The sequence below is a fragment of the Sulfitobacter sediminis genome, assembly GCF_040811725.1.
GTDB lineage: Bacteria > Pseudomonadota > Alphaproteobacteria > Rhodobacterales > Rhodobacteraceae > Sulfitobacter > Sulfitobacter sediminis.
Genome location: NZ_JBFNXX010000021.1, coordinates 1 through 22,088, shown reverse-complemented (window position 1 = coordinate 22,088; position 22,088 = coordinate 1). Strand labels below are relative to the sequence as shown.

Genomic DNA, 22,088 nt, shown 5'->3' with positions numbered 1-22,088 from the left:
TGATCCAGAACCCATAAGAGCCTTGCAATCACAAGGGTTTATGAGCGGTTGTTCCCTTGGTCTAACCAATCAGTGGCAACGTCTTAACCTTGCGTCATCCGTTGATTCCGCGCCAGTAAGGGATTCCTTACCTCCCGCTCTTCGCAAGGGGAAAGATCGGGCAGAAACGTCAGATCTGAGTTGTTTCAGGCGTCGAGAACAAACATCTGGTTGGCAAAAGCCGCCTTGAGCACCGCCTGCGCCGTCGTTTCGACCGCGAGTGCCTCGCGTGCGAGGCGCAGGTGCTTTTCGACCGTGGCCGAGGTCAGCCCCATCAGCAGGGCAATGTCCTGCGTCGTCTTGCCGTCGCCGACCCATTCAAGTGCCTCGCGCTGGCGTGGCGTCAGCGTGCGGTTGGGCGCGGTATAGGGCAGGGTGAGGATCTTGAGATGGGCGATGTCGTTCATCAGCGTGATGTCGTCACCGTGTTCGGCCCACATGGCGTCGACCTCTTCCTGGCTCACCCCGGCGCGCGCGGTCAGCGCGATAGCCCCCTTGGACCGGGCCGAGATCGATTTGAAGCTGACGGTGTAACCCGCGTGGATGCCCATGCGCTTGTTGAACTCCATCACGCGTTCCTCGGCCGGTGTCATCGCACGTTCCTGCGCCATCTCGTGCAGCACGGTCCAACTGCAGGCGCCGTCGTGGGTGAGGGCCCAACGCACCATGGGCGCGTGGTAATAGAGCCCATTGCCCAGGAATTCATCGGTGTAGGCACGGCTGTGATTGGTGAGAATGACGAAATCCTCGGGATCGCCGAGGGATGTGGGCGTCCGGTAGCGGGTGAACCCGTAGATCAAGCGGTCAAAGCCGTATTCCGCCATCTTCCCGGTGTGGGCCTCCCAAAGCTCCTCGATCGAGGGGCAGCGCGCCACCGTATGGAGATAGTTCCTTAGACTCATGTGCTTACCAGACGTTCTGCAAGTACTTCGAGAGCCAGCACATAGCCTTTGGCCCCAAATCCGCAAATCTGGCCAAGCGCCACGGGCGCGATATAGGACCTGTGGCGGAACGTCTCGCGCGCGTGGATGTTGCTGAGGTGCACTTCGACCACGGGCAATTCGACCGAGGCAATCGCATCCATCAACGCGATGGAGGTATGGGTATAGGCACCTGCGTTCAGCACGATCCCGCCGTGTGAGGATTTCGCCGCATGTATATGATCTATCAGCGTTCCTTCGTGGTTACTCTGTTCGAAGGCGATGCTGAGCCCCAGGACTTCGGCAGCGGCCGCGCACATGTTTTCGACGTCTGCCAGCGTGGTTGCGCCATAAACGTCGGGCTGGCGGGTGCCAAGCAGGTTCAGGTTGGGACCGTTGAGAATCAGAACAGAGGGCATGACGGGGCTCTTGCTGGGATTAGGTACAGTTAAACCGGGCGAAGCCATGGCTGTCCAGCGCGTAGGAAAACGAAACGCAGGGGATGCCATTTGGACACGGTGGAATGTGAACTCACGTTGAAGTGCAGTTCCTGATATGTCGTTTTAGTCCAATCGGTTCTGAATCTCCATGAGCTTGGTTTCGAAGATCTCGGCAGGCGTGTGATAGCCGAGGCACTTGCGGGGCGTTGAATTGAGGCGGTGGCAAATTGACCTCAAATTTCGATTTGTCAGCGCCGTCGGTTCGGTCGAGCGAGGAAGGTACTTCCGCAGCCTGTTGTTCGTGTTCTCAACCGTGCCTTTCTGATAGGGCGCTTGCGGGTCACAGAACCACGCGTCCGCGCCGATCCCGGCCTTGAGATGCCGCCAGGCTGAGAACTCGGTGCCGCGATCAAAGGTGATCGATTGGCGGGCATCGGCGGGTAGGGGAGCCAACCCTTGGATCAATGCCTCCATGATAGGTTTGGACTGGCGATCCTCGTTGCGCATGACGACGGCGTATCGGCTCAGGCGTTCAACGAGGGACGTCACGTTTACCTTTCCATGCTCCTTGCGGAACATCATCAGATCGCATTCCCAGTGGCCGAATTCAGCGCGTTCTGAGATGCGGTCAGGCCTGTGTGACAAGCTTTGGACATCAAAGATGTGGGTTCGGTTTTGCCTGCGATATCCACGCGGCCTGCGGCGTCTTCGGTGTTCCGGCAGGTGGCGATAGAACTGCTCATCGCGGCCATCTTTAGAATAGGCGAAGCGATAGATCGTCTCGTGGCTCACGCGGATCGGATGGCGTTCCAGCCGCATCCTGCCTGCAATCTGTTCGGGTGACCAGCCAGCCTTCAACCGATCTTCTATGGCGGCCCTCAGTTCAGGGTAAACGATCATCTTTCGATGGATCGCGCGGCGCGCCTCGTATTTGTCCTGAGCGACGACAGCGTGATAGCCGTTCAGCTCCGGCAGTTCATCGTCGGTGTATCTGTTCCGCTTGATGTCTCGGTAGATCGTGGAAGGGGCGCGGCCCAGCCGATCCGCGATCTCTGACACAGGCATTTTGGCTTGAAGCCACTTTGCAAGCTTGCGTCGTTCGTCCAGCTTCAGGTGACAGTAGTGGCTTCCCATTCTTCATACTCCATGCAACTCTCTGTATTCGTACAGAATTTGCACTTCGTTTGTGAATCCACCGAAGGTTGTGCCTAATAGTTATAATCAGTATTATGTAACTATAAATGACGCTGTGGGCCCTTATTTTCTTGGTTCATACGGTCATTGGTCAGAAACATCACTCACCAGGCCACGACACGCCCTCTCGCGACGACCCTTCCGGTCCCGTTGCCCGTTGAAGCCCCGCGGTCTTTGATCCAGTCTGACTGTACCTAAACAGGTGCGGTTTACGATGAAAGCTCTCGGTCTCTTGCTCTTTGGTCTGGCGCTCGCGTTGCCCGTGGCGGCGCAGGATTTGCCGACGCCACCAACCGACGACGACTACGTCCCTGTTCGCATCGAAGAAGCCCTGCTTGGCCGGAACCTGTTCTACGACCCGATCCTGTCTGGCAATCGGACCGTCGCCTGCGCCACCTGTCATCACCCCGATTTCGGCACCTCTGATGGTCTGTCGCTGTCCTTCGGTGACGGTGGGATTGGCATGGGTCCGGCGAGGAAGGCCGATCCGGCGAACCGGCCCGAGAAGCGTATCCCGCGTAATGCGCCCGCGCTCTTCAATCTTGGAGCGCGGGAGTTCACGGTGATGTTCCACGATGGACGGCTCGAGGCCGCACCGGAGCATCCCGGCGGAATACGCACCCCGATGGATGCGGATATGCTGACGGGTTTTGCTTCGGTGCTGTCGGCGCAGACCATGTTTCCGGTGCTGAGCCGCGACGAGATGGCCGGGTCATACAAGGAAAACGACGTTGCGCGTGCGGTACGTCAGGGCCGGATCACAGGCCCGCAGGGCGCCTGGGACCTGCTGTCGCGGCGTGTGGCGGACATCCCGGCCTATGCGGCCCAGTTCGAGGCCGTTTATGCGCATATCGAAAGGCCGGAACAGATTGCCTTTACGGATGTATCCAACGCCATCGCGGCCTTCATGGTCCATGAGTGGCGCTCGGACAGATCACCGTTCGATGCCTATCTGCGCGGCGAGGCAACACTAACCGAAGACGCCGCGAATGGCATGGCTTTGTTTTACGGCGCCGCCGGGTGTTCGGGCTGCCACAGCGGAAAGTTCCAGACAGACCACGGGTTTCATGCCATGGCCGCACCGCAGATCGGACCCGGCAAGGCCGCCGATTTCGAGGATCACCAGCGCGACGAAGGCCGTTTTCGGGTGACGGGCGATGCGGCGGACCTTTATGCTTTCCGGACGCCGTCCCTGCGCAACGTCACGCTGACCGCCCCTTATGGGCATGCGGGCAGTCATCGCGACCTCGCTGCTTTCATCGCGGACCATGCGGATCCCGCGGCGGCGCTCGCCCGATACGATCGCACCCAGGCGCTGTTGCCCGCGTTCGAGGCGGCGGATTTCGCGGTACTGGACGATCCTCAGCAGTTGGAAGCGATTGCCGCCGCGGTCACTGCGGAACCAGTTGCGCTCGCGCCGCAAGAGATCACTGCCATCGTCGCATTTTTGCAGGCGCTGACCGACCCCGTGGCCAAGACCGGGCGGCTTGGCGTGCCCGCGACGGTGCCAAGCGGCTTGCCCGTGCCCTAAGGTCTTTCAATCAAATGAATTTCTCCCGCCGCAAGGTCATAAACGCCGGTTGATCCGTCAGGCCATGCGACCGTCACCCTTGCCCGCGTCGCGTTCCCCAAACCAAAGTGACGCGGAAGGAGTTGCCCACCCGCGTGGCCGCCGCCAATAACCTGCTGAACGGATTGCGGGACACCCTCCGTTTCGACCGTGATCCGCGCCCCGACAGCATCTCGGTTCGGACCTTTCTGGCGGAGGGTGATCGCCAGCCGCTTGCCCGTGTCCGGGGTGATGTTGCGGTAAAGCTCCATGGGCGCGCGGCGGTTGACCACCACCAGATCAAGCCGCCCATCCCCGTCGAAATCGGCCAGCGCGGCACCGCGCGCGCGGTGCATCGTGGCGATCCCGGCCTCGGCGGCCGCTTCACTGAAACGACCGTCGTGCCCCAGCATCAACAGGTTGTTCGGATCGCGCGTGGCCATCCCGGGCATCTGGTCCACGTTACCTTTTGCGATGAAGAGATCGGCGCGCCCGTCGTTGTCGACATCGGCGAATTCCGCGTGCCAGCCGGTCGAGGGGCGACCATCCCCACCCGTATGGGGCCGTTGCGCGTAGGTGCCGATGTCGAAGGGTGCCGCGCGGTAGCTACCCCCCTCCTCCGCGATCTGCAGAACCTGATCGCCCATCGAGGTCAGCATGACCTCGTCGCGCCCGTCGCCGGTCAAATCTCGACTGGCGATGCCCATGCCCCAGAGCGCGACCGTCGGCCAGCCGTCGGCCTCCGTCAGGAAGCGGCGTTCCGCGATATCCCACATTTGTTCGTAGCCGCCCTTGACGTAGTAATGCCGGTCGTTCGACAGGCGCAGGCCCAGTTGCCCGCGTGCGTCCTGCGCGGCGAGGATGGACAGCGGGCAAAAACCGGGGGTAAGCGCCTCGGCGCGGTAGCCCTTGGCGGAGGGCCAGAGGATCTGGTTGTCATCGCAGGCCTCGAAAGGGCCATCCGGGTCATCACGGTCGACGTAGTTTCCCACGGCCATGGTGGGCCTCTGCGCCCCCTCCTCCCACCAGGCGGTGAAGGCGGTGCTCCAGCTGTCGTCTTGCGGAATGCCCCAGGCCTCGGTGGCGTCCTCGAAAGTGCAGTTCGGCCCGCCGCGCAGCACCATGTTCGGCCCAACGCGGAGCACGAAGAGATCGACGTGGGCATCCCCGTCGATGTCGATGGGATAGGCGCCGGTCACTCCGGCGATCTCGGGCACCGCCGCGTCACGAAAGGCAAAGCCGCCCTGATTGACAATGAGCCTCGACGGATTTGCGCCACCGGCGGCGTAGATATCGGGAAGGCCGTCGGCGTTGCAGTCGAAGACCGCGACGCCGCCGCCCACGAAATGTTCCCATCCGCCTGCGTATTGATGCGCGGGCAGCGCATCCGAACGGTCCTCGAAGAGCGGGCCTGCCGCGCCCCCCTGCCCCAACAGGATTAGCGCCATCGCCAGATGTTTCACGCCGCCCGCGCCTCGCCCCCGATCAGGTTCGCCGTCATCGTCGAAAGGGCGAGTGCCGAGGCACCGCGCGCCCAGACCAGATCGTCCCAGGCGTTGATGACGACCCGGCAGGGTCTGCGCCCTTCATTCAGCGTCATCTTGCGCATCGCGTCGAATACCTCGTCCGCGTAGAACTGAGCGTATTGCATCCTTTCACCCGACAGGATGATCAGCGCCGGGTCAAAGAGCTGCACCACATTGGACAACCCCAGCGACAGGAAACGTCCCGCGCGGCGAAAGATCGTATCCGCCGCCGGATGACCCGATTTGGCCTTCTCGAAGAGCGTGGCAAGGATTTGCTCAGGCGTCTCGCTGCGGTCGAAGCTGTGGCCGAGTGCCGTCGAGGCCTCGCGTGTCAGCGCGTAGTCGGCGAGATAGGCCTCCAGACAGCCGCGTTGGCCGCATTGGCAAAGCGCGCCGTCCAGTTGCACCTTGGTATGGCCCAGCTCCAGCCCCATGCCATGGGCACCTCGGTACAGCTGGTTGCCAAGGACGAGTCCCATCCCCACGCCGCTTTCGACGGTCACGACGGCGAAATCCGATATCGCCCGCCCCTCCCCGAACCACAATTCGGCGAGTGTCAGCATGTTGGCGTCGTTGTCGAGCGATACCGGAATGCCGAACCGGTCCGAGAAGGCAGCCGAAAGCGCCTCTTCCCGCGTCTCAAGCATGGAGGACCAGACAACGGTCCCGGTCGCATGGTCGATGATACCCGGCATCCCGATCCCGACCGCGCCGATATCCTGGCGGGATTTGCCGCATTTTTCCAACAGCTTGTTGAGCAATGCTTCGGTTTCGCCCAAGAGCCGTACAACCGGCCTGCGCCGCTCGGGCGATGTGACCGCGGCATCGGCGATGACATTGCCCGCAAAATCCGACAACACCGCCGTATGCCTTCCGAAGGCCAGTTTGATGCCCACAACATGCGCCGCTTCCGGCACGATCTCGAGCGCCACCTTAGGCCGACCGCGTCCCGTACCGCGCGGCTGCCGCTCGAATTCGCGCAGGTATCCGCCGGCAATCAAATCCGCCGTAAGCGTGGTCGTGGAACCGGCGCTGATGCCAAGTGCGTGGGTAATGTCGGCACGGGCCGCATTGCCCTGCGCACGCACGTATTCAAAGACTTGCTGACGCAGGGGGCGCGGCGTATCCTGACCATCACGAAGCAACGGACCGCATCCGTCACTTTGTCCGCGTGCCTCTCTGCCCCTTATTAATTCAACTACCAAATTAAAAATCCCCGAGAATAGGCCAAAGAGGCCGATTGCCTCTGATCCTAAGGCCGATTCTCCCCATTTGCGAGAGAAATTTCGTGAACTCTCTATTTTTTATTTTGACAGCTAAAATAAATTAAGGGATTGTAGAGCATGGGTCACGTGACTCGCATCGCCATGCAGAAATGGGCGATACCTTCAGGGAGAGAGATATGAAGAAACTATTTTTGGCAGCCGCGCTGACGGCAACGTCGCTTGGAACTACCGTTTCCGCAGATGGCCATGGCATGACCGTCGGGGTCAGCTGGTCCAACTTCCAGGAAGAGCGCTGGAAAACAGACGAGGCCGCCATCAAGGCCGCCCTCGAAGCCGCTGGCGCCAAGTACATTTCCGCCGATGCGCAATCGTCTTCGGCCAAGCAGCTATCCGACGTGGAAAGCCTGATCGCCCAAGGTGTCGATGCGCTGATCATCCTCGCACAGGACAGCGCGGCCATCGGCCCCGCCGTTGACGCCGCCGCCGCCGAGGGCATCCCGGTCGTGGGGTATGACCGCCTAATCGAGGACAGCCGCGCCTTCTACCTGACCTTCGACAACGTCGAGGTCGGTCGCATGCAGGCCCGCGCGGTGCTCGCGGCGCAGCCCGAAGGCAACTACGTCATGATCAAGGGCTCGCCCACCGATCCCAACGCGGATTTCCTGCGGGGCGGCCAGCAGGAAGTCCTGCAGGAAGCTATTGATGCGGGCAAGATCACCATCGTTGACGAAGCCTATACCGACGGCTGGCTGCCCGCCAACGCACAGCGCAACATGGAGCAGATCCTGACCGCGAACGACAACAATGTCGATGCGGTCGTGGCCTCGAATGACGGCACCGCCGGTGGCGTGGTCGCGGCGCTGACGGCGCAGGGCATGGAAGGTATCCCGGTTTCCGGCCAGGACGGCGATCATGCCGCTCTGAACCGGGTGGCCAAGGGCACGCAGACCGTCTCCGTCTGGAAGGACGCGCGTGATCTGGGCAAGGCCGCTGGCGAGATCGCCGTGGAAATGGCCAAGAACGGCGGCGATATGAAAGCCGTGGGCGACGCCATCGAATGGGAAAGCCCGGCGGGCACCAAGATGACCGCGCGGTTCCTCGCACCGGTGCCGATCACCGCGGACAACCTGAGCGTCGTGGTCGACGCGGGCTGGATCACCAAGGAAGCGCTGTGCCAGGGCGTCTCCGGCGGTCCTGCCCCCTGTAACTGATCTCCCTGCTCTGGTCCGTCCCCGGACGGGCCAGAGACCTTCGCAAATCCTGAACTTCCCGTTACAGTCTAACCGGGCGGTCTGACCGTCGGCCCGGGAGGAGAACGATTATGTCCGCTGAATCGGCCAACACCCCGCAGACCCGGCGCAAGCGCAGCTTTTTCGAAGAGCTTGAGCTCGACACGCGCCTCCTCGGCATGATCGGGGCATTCGTCCTTGTGGCGCTGGTCTTCAATTTCCTGACCGAGGGGCGATTTCTGACCCCGCGCAACATCTTTAACCTGACGATTCAGACCGTCAGCGTCGCCATAATGGCGACGGGCATGGTTTTCGTGATAGTCACCCGCCACATCGATCTGAGTGTCGGCGCGGTACTCGCCTCCTGTTCGGCGCTCATGGCGATCACGCAGGTGCGTATCCTGCCCGGCATGGGCTTTGAGATCGGGCATTGGATCATTCCCTGGGTCGCCATCGCCGTCGGCATCATTCTCGGCGCGCTGATCGGGGCCTTCAACGGATGGCTTGTGGGCTATCACGGCATCCCGGCCTTTATCGTGACACTGGGCGGTTTCCTGGTCTGGCGGAACGTGGGCTGGTACATGACCGACGGGCAGACGATCGGGCCGCTGGATGAAACCTTCATGGTGTTCGGCGGGATCAACGGAACGCTGGGCGGTACGATCAGCTGGGTCATCGGGATCATTGCCATTCTCGCCGCGATCTTTGGCATCTTCAACGCGCGGCGGGTGAAGCTGGCACATGATTTCCAGGTCAAGCCGATGTGGGCCGAGGTGTCTCTTGCGGTCATTGCAGCCGGGGCCATCGCGGGCTTCATCGGCATTCTCACCAGCTACGAAGTGCCCGAGCGTGTGGTCGCACGTGACCCGGCGAAATACGGCTGCGAGGTCGCCGAAGGGTGCAACGCGGTCTATGGCCTGCCGATCTCGGTCCTGCTGCTGATCGCCATTGCCGCGATCATGACCGTCGTCGCGCGGAAAACCCGGTTTGGGCGTTACATCTTCGCGACCGGGGGCAACCCGGACGCAGCGGAGCTTTCGGGGATCAACACGCGGCTTCTGACCGTGAAGATTTTCACGCTGATGGGCGTACTTTGTGCCCTTGCTGCCCTTGTCGCCTCGTCGCGGCTGGCGAACCACTCCAATGACATCGGCACGCTGGATGAGCTGCGCGTGATCGCCGCTGCGGTGATCGGAGGCACGGCGCTCTCTGGCGGAATCGGGACGATCTATGGTGCCATCCTTGGCGCGCTGATCATGCAATCGCTGCAGTCCGGCATGGCCATGGTGGGCGTCGACGCGCCGCTGCAGAACATCGTCGTGGGCGCGGTCCTTGTCGTCGCTGTCTTCATCGACATCCAGTACCGCAAGCGTTTGGGGAGGAAGTGACCATGACACCGCTGGTCGAAATGAAGAACGTCTCCATCGCCTTTGGCGGCGTACAGGCGGTCGATAACGTGAGCATCGACCTTTATCCCGGTGAAGTCGTTGGCCTTTTGGGACACAACGGCGCGGGCAAGTCGACGCTGATCAAGATGCTGTCGGGGGCCTACCGGATGGACAGCGGCGAGATCTGGATCAACGGCAAGAAGGCCGCGATCCATTCCCCCCGCGACGCGCGGCATTACAATATCGAAACGATCTACCAGACGCTGGCGCTGGCCGATAACCTTGATGCCGCCTCGAACCTGTTCCTTGGACGGGAGCTGACCACGCCGCTCGGCTTTGTCGATGACGACCGGATGGAGGCGGAAACGCGCAAGATCATGGCGCGGCTCAACCCGAACTTCAAAAAGCTGAAGGAGCCCGTCTCGGCCCTCTCCGGCGGTCAGCGGCAGTCGGTCGCCATCGCCCGGGCGGTGTACTTCAATGCACGCATTCTGATCATGGACGAGCCGACCGCGGCACTTGGCGTTCACGAGACGGCAATGGTCGCAGAACTGATCCAGGAGCTGAAGAAACAGGGCTTGGGCATCTTCCTCATTTCCCACGACACGCGCGAGATGATGGAGCTTTGCGACCGGGTTGCGGTGATGAAGAACGGCCAGATGGTTGGTACCGAACGGGTCGAGGATGTGACCGAGGATGACATCCTGTCGATGATCATCCTGGGCAAGAACCCAAGGGCCGCCGCCTGATGTTCATCGGTCTCGATCTCGGGACGTCATCGCTCAAGGCCATCCTGATCAACGAGGCGCAGGCTATCGTCGCTGAAGAGAGCGTGCCGCTGACGGTGGCACGCCCGCATGACGGCTGGTCCGAACAGGACCCCGAAAGTTGGTGTGACGCTGCAAGAGCGGCCCTCAAGGGACTGACAAAAAAGGCAGACTGCAGCGCGGTACAGGGTATTGGCCTGTCCGGGCACATGCATGGGGCGACGCTTTTGGGGTCTGATGATACCCCGCTGAGGCCCTGTATGCTGTGGAACGATACCCGCAGCCATGCAGAGGCAGCGGAGATGGACGCCGTTCCACGTTTCCGCCAGATCACCGGGAACATTGTTTTTCCCGGATTCACGGCACCAAAGGTCGAATGGGTGCGTCGACATGAAAGCGATACCTTCGAAAAGACCCGCAAGATACTGATTCCGAAGGATTACCTGCGCCTCTTCCTGACCGGCGAACATGTTTCGGAAATGTCAGACGCCGCAGGGACGTCATGGCTCGACACCGCCGCCCGCGACTGGTCGGACGACCTGCTTGCAACCTGCCACCTCTCCCGCGATCACATGCCGCGACTGGTCGAAGGCAACGCCCCCTCCGGCCAGCTCCGCGCGTCGCTCGCGCAGGAGCTTGGCCTGCCCCGCTGCACGGTGGCAGGTGGCGCGGGCGACAATGCGGCCGCCGCCATCGGCGCGGGCGTGGTCGCGCCCGGCACCGCGTTTCTGTCGCTTGGCACTTCTGGCGTGCTCTTTGCCGCCAATGCCTCTTACCACCCTGATGCCGCTTCGGCCGTCCACACCTTCTGCCATGCTGTCCCCGATACATGGCACCAGATGGGTGTGATTCTGGCGGCCACAGATGCGCTCGAATGGCTGGCGCGGCTGACCGGCCAGAGTGCGGCGGCCCTGACCGCTGATCTGGGGCCGGTGCAGGCGCCCATGCGGACGCTCTTTCTGCCCTACCTCGGCGGCGAGCGTACGCCCCATAACGACGCGCGGATGCGTGGCCAGTTCCTGCACCTTGACCATGCAACCGATGCACGGGAGGCGGCGCGCGCGGTGCTACAGGGGGTCAGCTTTGCCTTTGCCGATTGCCGTGATGCACTTGTGCACACGGGCACGACGATCGGCCAGGCGCTGGTCCTCGGCGGCGGGTCCAGGTCACGGCATTGGGTCGAGATGCTCGCCTCGACGCTGGGCATCCCGCTCAACGTGCCACAGGCGGGCGATTTCGGCGCTGCGCTGGGGGCTGCACGTCTTGGCATGATGGCGAGCACGGGCGCGGGCCCGGAAATTGCCACGTCCCCTCCCCTCGCCGCGACCATCGACCCCGACCCGAGGTTCACCGAGGCCATGGCCGAGGGGCACGCCCATTACAGACACGCCTACCAGCTGCTCAAGGATTTCTGACCGATGACCGATTTTTTCAAAGGCATTCCCGCCATCGCCTACGAGGGGCCAGAGACGGAGAACGAATTCGCCTTCCGGCACTACAACCCGAATGAGGTGATCATGGGCAAGCCCCTCAAAGACCACCTGCGGTTCGCCTGCGCCTACTGGCATTCTTTTGCCTGGCCCGGCGGCGACCCATTCGGCGGCCAGACCTTTGAGCGGCCCTGGTTCGGCGACACGATGGCTCTCGCACGGCTCAAGGCCGATGTAGCATTCGAGATGTTCGAGATCCTTGGCGTGCCCTTCTTCTGCTTTCACGACGCGGATGTGCGCCCCGAGGGGTCGACCTTTGCCGAGAATGCGCGCGTGCTCGAGGAGATGACCGACTATTTCGCGGAGAAGATGGCGGCGACGGGCATCAAGTTGTTGTGGGGCACGGCAAACCTTTTTTCCCACCGGCGCTTCATGGCCGGTGCGGCAACGAACCCCGACCCGGAGGTCTTTGCCTTTGCCGCTGCGACCATCAAGTCCTGCATGGACGCGACCCACAAGCTGGGCGGGCAGAACTACGTCCTCTGGGGCGGACGCGAGGGGTATGAGACCCTGCTCAACACGGACCTCGCGCGGGAACGCCAGCAGGCGGGGCGGATGTTGCAGATGGTGGTGGAGTACAAGCACAAGATCGGCTTCGACGGCACCATCCTGATCGAGCCCAAGCCGCAGGAGCCGACCAAGCACCAGTACGACTATGACGTCGCGACGGTCTACGGGTTCCTCAAGGACTTCGGGCTGGAGAAGGAAGTGAAGGTCAACATCGAACAGGGCCATGCGATCCTTGCCGGGCACAGTTTTGAGCATGAGCTGGCGCTGGCGGCGAGCCTTGGCATCTTCGGATCTATCGACATGAACCGGAACGATTACCAGTCCGGCTGGGATACCGATCAGTTTCCCAACAACGCACCCGAGGTGGCGTTGGCCTATTACGAAATCCTTCGGGCGGGCGGCTTCACCACTGGCGGGACCAATTTCGACGCCAAGCTGCGCCGCCAGTCGCTTGATCCCGAGGACCTGATCCTCGCCCATGTGGGCGCGATGGACACCTGTGCGGCGGGGCTGAAGGCGGCTGCGGCGATGCTGGCGGATGGCAAGCTCGAAGCGGCGCGGCACGCGCGATACGCGGGATGGGACAGCGCGGATGGCGCGGCGGTTCTCGGCGCGGACCTCGAAAGCCTCGAAGCGCGGGTGCGGGCGGAGAACATCAATCCCGAACCGCGTTCGGGTCGGCAGGAAAGGCTGGAAAACCTCGTGAACCGCTATCTGTGAGGTCGTCGCCAAAGCGTGATTGGCGCGTGTGGTGCAACCCGTAGTTAAATGGGGCCGCGCCGGGATCGCGCGCTGCCCCCGGTGCGACTAGCCCCTGACGGAGGAAACACGCATGCGATTGACGACCTTAGGCCTGCTGACAGCCATAGCCGCAAGCGCGGCAACGAGCCTGCCCGCCCAAAGCTTCCGCGCCGAGAACGACGTTCTGGTGACCGATCTCGGCGGTGGACTCTTTTCGGCCGAAACCAGAACCCGCTATGGCGCGCGGGGCGCCTGGTGTGCGGCTGCAGATTACGCCATCGACGTGCTGCGCGCTCCGGGAACCGCGCGCATTTACGTCCGCGAACCCAAGGCTTCGAACAGCGCACCGGTTGTCTTTTCGCTGAGCCCCGGCACAACATCGCCCGTTGGCGTCTCAAGCACCTCTGCCGCCCTGCGCACCGCTGGTGCCAATCTCTCGGTCGATCATGCATTTCAGTTTTGTTACGATGCGCGCCTGAAGAACCGACCCTAAGCCTCTGACATAATTGATAACGGCGCGCCCCAATGGGGGCGCGCCGTGATGTTTCCGGCTGAGGTGACGAGCTACTCTGCCGGCATTTCAACAGGTCGTGTCTCTCCGGACAGGTTGTCAGGCAGGACGAAGGCCACAAGCACGAAGATCAGCCCCAGCACGATCCCGAGGATGTCGCCCGACATGGCGAAGATGCCATCGAACTTGTACCCCGGCACGGTGCCAAGTGTCACCTTGCCGCCCGCGATGTCGTTCAGGAGCCCGGAGGCTTTCCACACCGGATAGGTCGCCATATAGGCTGCGGCCCCAAGAAGGCCGCCCGCGATGAAGAAGAGCGCGTCGCGCCGGCCCGTGGCGGCGGCGCAGACGCCGGTGCCGGGACAATAGCCCGAGGCCGCCCAGCCCGCGCCCAGCATCAGGCCACCGATAAAGACCCCGGCGTAGGCCGCCTTGACGCTCATATGCGCCACATTGACGAGGCCGATCATCTGGCCCGCGAACATCAGGACGGAGCCCGTTCCGATCGCCAGCAGGATGGCCTTCATCAGGTGAAGATGCCGCAGGTTCAGCATCCGGGTGATGGTATTCGGATTGGTGGCCCCGATCCGGTCAAGCACCGCACCGAAAGCGGCACCGATTACGATAGCAAGCAGGATTTCCATGGCTCAGCCTTTCTTGTACATCATCATTGCGGTGGGAACGGCGGCGGCAAAGGCGCCGGCGGCGAAGATATAGCCCGAGAGCGAAGTCTGCATCATGCCCGACATCATGTGCCCTGACGTGCAGCCACCTGCGAGCCGCGCCCCGTAAAGGACGATGAAGCCGCCCAGAAAGGCCACGAGGTATCGCTTCCATGGCGTATCGCCGTAGTTTGCCTTCCAGATCGCGGGCAGACGCTTTTCGCCCTGCCCGATGCCCCCGCGACCGAAGGCGGAAAGGGCCGCGCCGCCCATCATGGCCAGCACGAAGAGGAAGCTGTAGTTCAAGGGGTTGGCGGCCGACTTGGCGTATTTGCCGCCGGATTTCGCCATGTAGGCATTGGTCGATGTGAAGCCGTCATCGGTTTGGGTGATGAATGCGGGATTGGCCGCATCTGCCAGGATACCGTCGAGAATGACGAACTGCGTCGAGACGCCGATCGGTTTGACAAGAAGCACGGCCGCAAAGAACACCAGCCCCAGCATCGCGCCTCCGATTTTCCAGTCAAGGGACATTGGACCTCTCCTTCAAGGTGATGAATGATCCAAGTCTATACGGAGCATTGGGATGCGGGTTATGATCCAGATAAAATATATTCGAATATTTGAATTTGAATACTCTGGGACGTCAGCCACAGTTGCTGGTCAAGCAGAAGCCAGGTCTGGCCCAGCTCAATATGCTGCGGCCCGCTTCAGTTTCCCGACACAGAAGACATAGGGCTGCTGTCGTGCGCCTGATCTGGAGTCCCGCCCGCTCTGAGGGCGGTGAGGAACCTGTCTACCTTCTCGACCGAAGAGCTCGAAACCCGCAGGCCAAGCTTGGTGCGCCGCCAGAGGAAGTCTTCCGCGGTCCTTGTGAATTCCTGCTCCGTCGACCAGATGAGCTCCCTTTCGGTGATCGTGTTGCCAAAATCCTTGCCCAGATCGCCCTCTTCCCGCGCCCCCTGAAGCAATTCGAACGCGTCGGTTCCATAGGCCCGGGCAAGGCGGTGCGCCCAGCTCTCGGTGAGGAACGGATGGGACTGCCGAAGTCTGTCCACAAGATCGTCGAACCCATCTTGAGGAAAATCACCACCGGGCAACGGGATGCCGGCCGTCCAGGCCCCCTGCCCGCACCCCAGGCGCGGTGCGATCTTTTCCAACGCAGCCTCGGCCAATTTCCGGTAGGTGGTGATCTTTCCGCCAAACACGTTCAGAAGCGGGGCCCCGGTCTCCTCATCTACGGTGAGCACGTAATCCCGTGTCGCTGCCGTCGCCGAACTGGAGCCATCGTCATAAAGAGGACGGACACCGGAATAGGTCCAGACGATATCCTTCTGGGTTACCGGGGTGGAAAAATACTCCGAGGCGAACCGCAGAAGGTAGTCGCGCTCTTCATCCGTGCAGACGGGCCTCACATTGGGATCGCTATGCTCGGCTTCCGTGGTTCCGATCAGGGTGAGGTCCTGCTCGTAGGGGATAGCAAAGATGATGCGCCCATCGGCACCCTGGAAGAAGTAGCAGCGGCCATGGTCGAAGAGCTTGCGCGTGACAATGTGGCTGCCGCGCACAAGCCGGACATCCTCTGTCGAATTGGACTGGACAACGCCGCGAATGATGTCGCCCACCCAGGGTCCACCGGCATTCACCAGCATCCGCGCACGCACCTCGAGCGTGCCCTCCTCATTCTGAAGGGTAATCCGCCAGTGATCCGGCTCACGCACTGTGCGGAGAACCTTTGTACGCGTCAGGATATCGGCGCCCCGGTCCTGCGCGTCACGCGCGTTGAGGACGACAAGGCGGCTGTCCTCGATCCAGCAATCGGAATACTCGAACGCCTTGCGAAACTTTGCCTGCAACGGGCTACCGGCAGGATCTTTGGCAAGGTTGAGTGTCCGGGTGCCGGGCAGGATCTCGCGGCCGCCCATATGGTCATAGAGGAACAGGCCAAGCCGGATCAGCCAGCTGGGCCTGCGACCTTTCAACCAGGGCATGAAGAGAGTCAGCAGCCTGGACGCGGGTTGACCCCCAGCGAAGGCCAAGTGCTTTTCGATGGGAAGGATGTCACGACGCTTTCCCCCGACAAGCGCAACATCGCGCAGGTTTTCCAGTTTCCGGTGATCTACGACACCATGACTGTCTACGACAACCTGGCCTTCCCGCTGCGCAACCGCGGCGTGGACGAGGCGCGCGTCGATGCCCGGGTGCGGGAAATCGCCGAGATGCTGGAGCTGGAAGACCGCCTGACCACCCGCGCGGCCAACCTGACCCCCGACAACAAGCAGAAGATCTCGATGGGTCGGGGTCTGGTGCGCGACGACGTGAACGTGATCATGTTCGACGAGCCCCTGACGGTGATCGACCCGGAACTGAAATGGAAGCTTCGATCAAAGCTCAAGGAGCTTCATCAGAAGATCGCCGTCACGATGATCTATGTCACCCACGACCAGACCGAGGCGCTGACCTTTGCCGATCAGGTGGTCGTGATGCAGGAAGGTGAAATCGTCCAGATCGGAACGCCGGTGGAGCTTTTCGAGAGGCCCAGGCACACCTTCGTCGGGCATTTCATCGGCTCGCCCGGCATGAATATCCTGCCCTGCGAAGTGTCTGACAAGACCGCGACGTTCCAGGGACACAGGATCGAGCTGGAGGGGGCCATCACCGCCGCCTCTGGCCGAACAGAGATCGGGGTGCGGCCCGAATACGTGCGGCTTGGCGAGGGCGGTGTCCCGGCGGTGGTGCGCAAGGCGGCCGATATCGGGCGGCACACGGTTGTGGAAGCCATGGTGGGTGACGTGACCGTCAGCGCGATTGTGGACGAGGCCCCACCGGAGCAAGGCACCGAGGTCGGGATCATCTTCGAACCCTCGCAAACCCGCCTTTATGCCGACGGGTGGATCGCTACGGAGGAGGCACGGCCATGAAAACCGAAAATCAAAAAGCCTGGTTCTTTGTCCTGCCCGTGCTGGTACTGGTTGCCTTCAACGCGCTCGTGCCGCTGATGACGGTGGTGAATTACTCCGTGCAGGAGACTTTCGGCAACAACCAGTTCTTCTGGGCGGGGCTTCGCTGGTTCGAGGAAATCCTGCGCTCAGAGCGCTTTCATGCGGCCCTTGGACGGCAACTGCTCTTTACCGTCACGATCCTGATCATCGAGGTATCGCTGGGGATCGCCATCGCGCTAGCGATGCCGCGCAAGGGGTTCTGGGTGCCCGTTTGCCTTGTCCTGATGGCCTTGCCGCTCCTTATTCCCTGGAACGTGGTCGGCGCGATGTGGAACATCTTCACCCTGCCGGATATCGGGCTTCTGGGCTGGACGCTGAACAACGTGGTCGGCATCGATTACAACATGACTACAAGCCCGGTCGCGGCCTGGATCACCGTCATCGTGATGGATGTGTGGCACTGGACGTCGCTGGTGGTACTGCTTTGCTACGCGGGGCTGGTCGCAATTCCGGACGCCTACTACCAGGCCGCCAAGATCGATGGCGCCTCCAACTGGGCGGTCTTCCGCTACATCCAACTACCCAAGATGAAGACCGTTCTGACCATCGCGGTCCTGCTGCGGTTCATGGACAGCTTCAACATCTACACGGAACCCTTCACGCTGACGGGCGGCGGGCCGGGCAATTCGACCACGCTGCTGTCCATTGACCTTGTCAAGATCGCGCTGGGGCAGTTCGACCTCGGCCCGGCGGCAGCGATGAGCCTGATCTACTTTGCCATCACGCTGGCCGTTTCCTGGGTCTTCTACACCTTGATGACGAAGGACGACCAATGAGACCGCGCAGCGTCGTCCCCCTGATCTACGTCCTTTTCCTTCTGCTGCCGATTTACTGGCTGCTGGCGATGTCCTTCAAGACGACCAACGAGATTCTTGGCGGCTTCAGCCTCTTTCCGCAGGAATGGACCCTTGACAACTACAGGGCGATCTTCTCCGACCCGACATGGTATTGGGGGTACATCAACTCGATCATCTATGTTTCGTTGAACACGGTCATATCGCTGGCCGCCGCCCTGCCCGCGGCCTATGCCTTTAGCCGCTACCGGTTCATGGGCGACAAGCATCTCTTTTTCTGGCTGCTGACGAACAGGATGGCGCCGGCGGCGGTTTTTGCCCTGCCTTTCTTCCAGCTCTATTCTGCCGTTGGCCTCTTCGACACGCACCTCGCGGTGGCGCTGGCGCATTGCCTCTTCAACATTCCCCTCGCGGTCTGGATTCTCGAAGGGTTCATGTCGGGCGTGCCCAAGGAGCTAGACGAGACCGCCTATGTCGACGGCTATTCCTTCCCGCGCTTCTTCGCGACCATTTTCATCCCGACGATCAAGGCCGGCGTGGGTGTGGCCGCGTTCTTCTGTTTCATGTTCTCCTGGGTCGAGTTGCTCTTGGCCAAAACGCTGACGGCGGTCGAGGCGAAACCGATTGCCGCGACCATGACCCGAACCGCCTCAAGCGCGGGCTACGAGCTGGGCCTGCTTGCGGCGGCTGGGGTTCTGACCATTATCCCCGGTGCCATCGTGATCTACTTTGTCCGCAACTACATCGCCAAGGGCTTTGCCCTGGGGAGGGTATGATGCGCAGGCTAATCTACCTTATCGCCACTCTTCCCGCTGTTGCGATGGCGCAGGGCTGGGGCAATGTCGGCAAGCCGCAGGAAGAGGTGTTTTCCTGGGCGAAGTGGTGGACCGAGCCGATGTTCGGCGGGACCTGGATGGCCTGGACACGGGCCTCGCTGGGGTTCTTCCTGTTCATCTTCGGGGCCATCGCATTGATGGCGATACTCGAGTGGCGGCAACCGGGTGGAAACGAGAGAGACGGCGTTCTCGGCCTGACCACCACCCGCGGCGACCGCCTGTTCATCGGCCTTCTGGGATCGGCCTACATCATGCTGGCGTGGCTTGGCCTGATCGGGGCCCCGATCTGGGCGCCGGCTGTCATCGCATCAGCGTGGATCGCCTTTTGCTTCTGGAAGGTCTGACCCAGTCTGCCCAACGGTACGTGCCGCGCGTTTTTTTTATCTTACCCCGATCTGGTTTAGCAGAACAATCGCACGCAATTGCGCCTCGCTCTATGGCCAACCAGCGACTCCCTCCACGATAGGGTCGCTGGAAACTGCCGGGCCAACGCAGATATCTAGGCAAAGCGGCCCCTTGTCCGGTTGGCAAAGGCCACCAGCGACAGCATGACCGGCACTTCGACCAGGACACCGACAACCGTGGCCAGTGCCGCGCCCGAGTTCAGGCCGAATAAACTGATCGCGACAGCGACCGCGAGCTCGAAAAAGTTCGACGTTCCGATCAGGGCGCAGGGCGCTGCGACCCGATGTGGTACGCGCAAAGCATAGGCTGCAGCATAGGCCAGTGCGAAGATGCCGTAGGACTGGATGAGAATGGGTATGGCGATTAGGGCAATGACCTCGGGTCGGTCCAGGATGACCTGCCCCTGGAGGCCAAAAAGGATCACGACCGTCGCGATCAGCCCGACAACGGACCATGGCTTGATCCGCTCCCGGAACGCCTCGATCTTGCTCGAAGTCCCCAACCGCCGCCGCGTCCAAACACCGGCGAGAAGCGGCAAGGCGACGAAAAGGATCACGGAAAGCACAAGCGTCGACCAGGGCACCGCGATGTCCGTCACGCCAAGAAGAAAGGCGACGATAGGCGCAAAAGCGAAGACCATGACCACGTCATTCACGGATACCTGCAGCAGCGTATAGCTTTCATCCCCGCGGGTGAGCTGCGACCAGACAAAGACCATCGCCGTGCAAGGTGCCGCGCCGAGCAGAATGAGCCCTGCGATGTATTGCTGGGCATCAGCCGGTGAGACGAAATCCGCGAACACCGTCTCGAAAAACAAAACGCCAAGCGCTGCCATGGTGAAGGGCTTGATCAGCCAGTTCACGACAAGTGTGATGGCCAAGCCCTTTGGCTGCTTCAACACGTCCCGCAGCCGCCCCGGATCGACGCCAACCATCATCGGGTAGACCATCGCCCATATCAGGAGCGCGACGATCAGGTTGACGCGGGCGACTTCCGCGGCGGCGATCGCCTCGACCAGGGAAGGAGCCGCATTTCCAATGATGATCCCGCCAGCCATGGCCAATGCGATCCAAAGGGAGAGGTACCGTTCAAAGATGCTCATGAACAGACGGATACGGGTGGGACGACAGGGAGTCGAGAGGCTCGGTGAGTCTCAACGCACCCTGCGTCGGCTGTGACAGCGACTTGGCGGTAGTGACGTGTAGCATAGACCCTTGGAGACGAGCGACATCCCCATCAGGGCCAGAATATCACCCATATCTCAACGTCGTTGATCAGGGAGGTGGCGGACCATAGAGCCGCCAAGCCTAGTTCCAGTGTGATCCGTCATATTCCCTAGATATAGATAAAATTGGGACATTGTGCCCTTCACTTGTGTGTCTAGTTCCGGCATGATCCGTAACAATCCACGGCAATGTGGGGGATGATACGGGGGACTAAGCTTGCCACGCAAAAACATCAGGAGACCGGAAAAGGCCCTCTCAGCACGGTTCGTTGAGACCGTAACCGAGCCAGGCAAATACTTCGATGGTCAGGGCTTGTTCCTTCGTGTCGCCAAGAACGGTGCGCGTCAGTGGGTGCAACGCATCACCATTCGCGGCAAACGCTGTGAGTTGGGTCTTGGAAGCCCTCCCGCCGTTCCGCTCGCAACTGCCCGTAAGTTGGCCTTGGAAAACCGCGGGACGGCAATGCTTGGCGGTGACCCTCTGGCTGCTAAGCGCAAAGCCCGTGAAGGCAAGACTTTCGCGGCGGCAGTGGATGAATACCTTGCATCAAAGCTTTCAGAGTTTCGCAACGAGAAGCATCAGAAACAATGGCGCTCAACGCTCGATAACTATGCGACACCTGTTCTGGGGCGCATGTTGGTGTCTGAAATCACCGTCCAAGACCTTCTCCGCGTCCTACAACCCATCTGGAACGAAAAGACGGAAACAGCGTCTCGGCTTCGCGGAAGAATAGAAAACGTACTGTCATGGGCCACGGTTGCGGGCCATCGAACCGGTGACAATCCGGCACGCTGGAAGGGCAACCTGTCCGAGATGCTTCCAAAGCCCACGAAAGTGAAAACGGTACGCCATCAGCCCGCTCTGGCGCTCTCAGACGTTGCTCGCTGGTGGGTTGACCTTGGAGAGCGCGAAGGTATGGCAGCGGAAGCTTTGAGGTTCCTTACGCTGACCGCCGCGCGCTCGGGCGAGGTCCGTGGCGCAACATGGGATGAATTCGACCTTGGTGACGCCGCGACATCCGCGACAACTGCGACACGGAGGGCAGTTTGGACCATCCCGGCTTCGCGTATGAAAAATGGCCGTGAGCATCGCGTCCCTTTGACGACTGAAGCAATCGAACTCCTTCACGCGCTGCCACGATTGAACGCCAGTCCTTATGTGTTTTTCGCACCTAACGGCGGAATGCTTTCGGATATGAGCATCTCTGCAGTCATGCGCCGTATGCAAGAGGCGGAGTTGAAAGCAGGTCGGGAGGGGTATCTGGACCCTGCTAGCAAGCGTCCTGCCGTGCCACATGGGCTGCGTTCAACCTTCCGACAGTGGGCAGCAGAGCGAGGTTATCCGCGCGACATGGCCGAAATTGCGCTTGCGCACTTCATAGGCTCCGAAGTTGAGCGCGCCTACCAGCGTTCCGATATGCTCGACAGACGGCGCGAGATGATGGCGGACTGGGCGGGCTTTCTTCATGCAAAAGAGAAGGACGATAATAAAGTGGTCCGGCTGCCATGAGCGAAGATATAAGACGCCTTCGGGCTAGACTATTTCCAGTACTGACGGGCTTTGTTGCACAAATCCCGCTAGGGATTCATCTCGCGAATCCAGCATGATAGCTGGAGGGCATGAGCAGTTGGGC

Annotated in this window: 21 protein-coding genes; 12 read left to right on the top strand and 9 right to left on the bottom strand. The window is 61.3% G+C overall.

The window, feature by feature from the left end; translation table 11 throughout:
• Positions 1-185: 185 nt before the first annotated feature.
• The 3 genes from AB2B41_RS19425 to AB2B41_RS19415 all read right to left on the bottom strand — a co-directional run bounded on the left by AB2B41_RS19425 (position 186) and on the right by AB2B41_RS19415 (position 2,533).
• Entirely contained in the window at positions 186-941 is a 756-nt protein-coding gene (locus tag AB2B41_RS19425) for a helix-turn-helix transcriptional regulator (RefSeq protein WP_367879485.1), read from the bottom strand.
• Positions 938-1,378, bottom strand: a complete 441-nt coding sequence (gene aroQ, locus AB2B41_RS19420) for a type II 3-dehydroquinate dehydratase (RefSeq protein ID WP_367879484.1) — start codon at positions 1,376-1,378, stop codon at positions 938-940. The genes AB2B41_RS19425 and aroQ overlap by 4 nt, the downstream gene beginning before the upstream one ends.
• A gap of 144 nt (positions 1,379-1,522) precedes the next feature.
• Positions 1,523-2,533 (bottom strand): IS30 family transposase, encoded by a 1,011-nt coding sequence (locus AB2B41_RS19415; protein ID WP_367879483.1) that lies wholly within the window; start codon positions 2,531-2,533, stop codon positions 1,523-1,525.
• Between the two features lie 274 nt (positions 2,534-2,807).
• Between AB2B41_RS19415 and AB2B41_RS19410 the strand changes: the two genes are divergently transcribed.
• The gene (locus AB2B41_RS19410; protein ID WP_367879482.1) at positions 2,808-4,124 is read left to right on the top strand and encodes a cytochrome-c peroxidase; all 1,317 of its coding nucleotides are present in this window, start codon (positions 2,808-2,810) and stop codon (positions 4,122-4,124) included.
• Here AB2B41_RS19410 and AB2B41_RS19405 read toward each other — a convergent pair.
• Both AB2B41_RS19405 and AB2B41_RS19400 read right to left on the bottom strand, forming a co-directional pair.
• Entirely contained in the window at positions 4,121-5,590 is a 1,470-nt protein-coding gene (locus AB2B41_RS19405) for a CRTAC1 family protein (RefSeq protein ID WP_367879513.1), read from the bottom strand. The genes AB2B41_RS19410 and AB2B41_RS19405 overlap by 4 nt on opposite strands.
• An 11-nt stretch (positions 5,591-5,601) precedes the next feature.
• Positions 5,602-6,813: an ROK family protein gene (locus AB2B41_RS19400; RefSeq protein ID WP_367879481.1), complete on the bottom strand. Its 1,212-nt coding sequence runs from the start codon at positions 6,811-6,813 to the stop codon at positions 5,602-5,604.
• A 257-nt stretch (positions 6,814-7,070) separates the two neighbouring features.
• On the opposite strand from AB2B41_RS19400, the gene xylF reads away from it, so the two are divergent.
• The 6 genes from xylF to AB2B41_RS19370 all read left to right on the top strand — a co-directional run bounded on the left by xylF (position 7,071) and on the right by AB2B41_RS19370 (position 13,512).
• Entirely contained in the window at positions 7,071-8,105 is a 1,035-nt protein-coding gene (xylF, locus tag AB2B41_RS19395; protein ID WP_367879480.1) for a D-xylose ABC transporter substrate-binding protein, read from the top strand.
• A gap of 110 nt (positions 8,106-8,215) precedes the next feature.
• Positions 8,216-9,511, top strand: a complete 1,296-nt coding sequence (locus AB2B41_RS19390) for a sugar ABC transporter permease (protein ID WP_367879479.1) — start codon at positions 8,216-8,218, stop codon at positions 9,509-9,511.
• Between the two features lie 2 nt (positions 9,512-9,513).
• The gene (locus AB2B41_RS19385; protein ID WP_367879478.1) at positions 9,514-10,260 is read left to right on the top strand and encodes an ATP-binding cassette domain-containing protein; all 747 of its coding nucleotides are present in this window, start codon (positions 9,514-9,516) and stop codon (positions 10,258-10,260) included.
• Positions 10,260-11,693, top strand: a complete 1,434-nt coding sequence (xylB, locus tag AB2B41_RS19380) for a xylulokinase (RefSeq protein WP_367879477.1) — start codon at positions 10,260-10,262, stop codon at positions 11,691-11,693. Before AB2B41_RS19385 ends, xylB begins: the two co-directional genes overlap by 1 nt.
• A 3-nt stretch (positions 11,694-11,696) precedes the next feature.
• Entirely contained in the window at positions 11,697-12,998 is a 1,302-nt protein-coding gene (gene xylA / locus AB2B41_RS19375; protein ID WP_367879476.1) for a xylose isomerase, read from the top strand.
• 112 nt (positions 12,999-13,110) lie between these two features.
• Positions 13,111-13,512, top strand: a complete 402-nt coding sequence (locus AB2B41_RS19370) for a hypothetical protein (protein ID WP_367879475.1) — start codon at positions 13,111-13,113, stop codon at positions 13,510-13,512.
• A 71-nt stretch (positions 13,513-13,583) separates the two neighbouring features.
• Here the strand turns inward: AB2B41_RS19370 and AB2B41_RS19365 are convergent, their stop codons facing one another.
• From AB2B41_RS19365 to glpD, 3 genes are all read right to left on the bottom strand, one after another.
• Positions 13,584-14,174 (bottom strand): DUF6691 family protein, encoded by a 591-nt coding sequence (locus tag AB2B41_RS19365; protein WP_367879474.1) that lies wholly within the window; start codon positions 14,172-14,174, stop codon positions 13,584-13,586.
• A gap of 3 nt (positions 14,175-14,177) precedes the next feature.
• On the bottom strand, positions 14,178-14,726 hold the full coding sequence (locus AB2B41_RS19360) for a YeeE/YedE thiosulfate transporter family protein (RefSeq protein WP_367879473.1): 549 nt from the start codon (positions 14,724-14,726) through the stop codon (positions 14,178-14,180).
• Positions 14,727-14,902: 176 nt separating this feature from the next.
• Positions 14,903-16,183 (bottom strand): glycerol-3-phosphate dehydrogenase, encoded by a 1,281-nt coding sequence (glpD, locus tag AB2B41_RS19355; protein ID WP_420014314.1) that lies wholly within the window; start codon positions 16,181-16,183, stop codon positions 14,903-14,905.
• A 27-nt stretch (positions 16,184-16,210) separates the two neighbouring features.
• Here glpD and AB2B41_RS19350 point away from each other — a divergent pair, with 27 nt between their 5' ends.
• From AB2B41_RS19350 to AB2B41_RS19335, 4 genes are read left to right on the top strand one after another with little or no spacing between them, the layout of a single operon-like run.
• A complete protein-coding gene (locus AB2B41_RS19350) occupies positions 16,211-17,113 on the top strand; it encodes an ABC transporter ATP-binding protein (RefSeq protein ID WP_367879472.1) in 903 nt (300 codons plus the stop codon).
• Positions 17,110-17,970 carry a carbohydrate ABC transporter permease gene (locus tag AB2B41_RS19345; RefSeq protein WP_367879471.1) on the top strand — a complete coding sequence of 287 codons (861 nt, stop codon included), beginning with the start codon at positions 17,110-17,112 and terminating at the stop codon, positions 17,968-17,970. Before AB2B41_RS19350 ends, AB2B41_RS19345 begins: the two co-directional genes overlap by 4 nt.
• Entirely contained in the window at positions 17,967-18,764 is a 798-nt protein-coding gene (locus tag AB2B41_RS19340; protein WP_367879470.1) for a carbohydrate ABC transporter permease, read from the top strand. Before AB2B41_RS19345 ends, AB2B41_RS19340 begins: the two co-directional genes overlap by 4 nt.
• Positions 18,764-19,168, top strand: coding sequence for a DUF2160 domain-containing protein (locus AB2B41_RS19335; RefSeq protein WP_367879469.1), 405 nt, complete (start codon positions 18,764-18,766; stop codon positions 19,166-19,168). The genes AB2B41_RS19340 and AB2B41_RS19335 overlap by 1 nt, the downstream gene beginning before the upstream one ends.
• 155 nt (positions 19,169-19,323) lie before the next feature.
• On the opposite strand, the gene arsB is transcribed toward AB2B41_RS19335, so the two are convergent.
• Positions 19,324-20,331, bottom strand: coding sequence for an ACR3 family arsenite efflux transporter (gene arsB, locus AB2B41_RS19330; protein WP_367879468.1), 1,008 nt, complete (start codon positions 20,329-20,331; stop codon positions 19,324-19,326).
• 340 nt (positions 20,332-20,671) lie between these two features.
• On the opposite strand from arsB, the gene AB2B41_RS19325 reads away from it, so the two are divergent.
• Positions 20,672-21,964 (top strand): tyrosine-type recombinase/integrase, encoded by a 1,293-nt coding sequence (locus tag AB2B41_RS19325; protein ID WP_367879467.1) that lies wholly within the window; start codon positions 20,672-20,674, stop codon positions 21,962-21,964.
• Positions 21,965-22,088 lie beyond the last annotated feature (124 nt).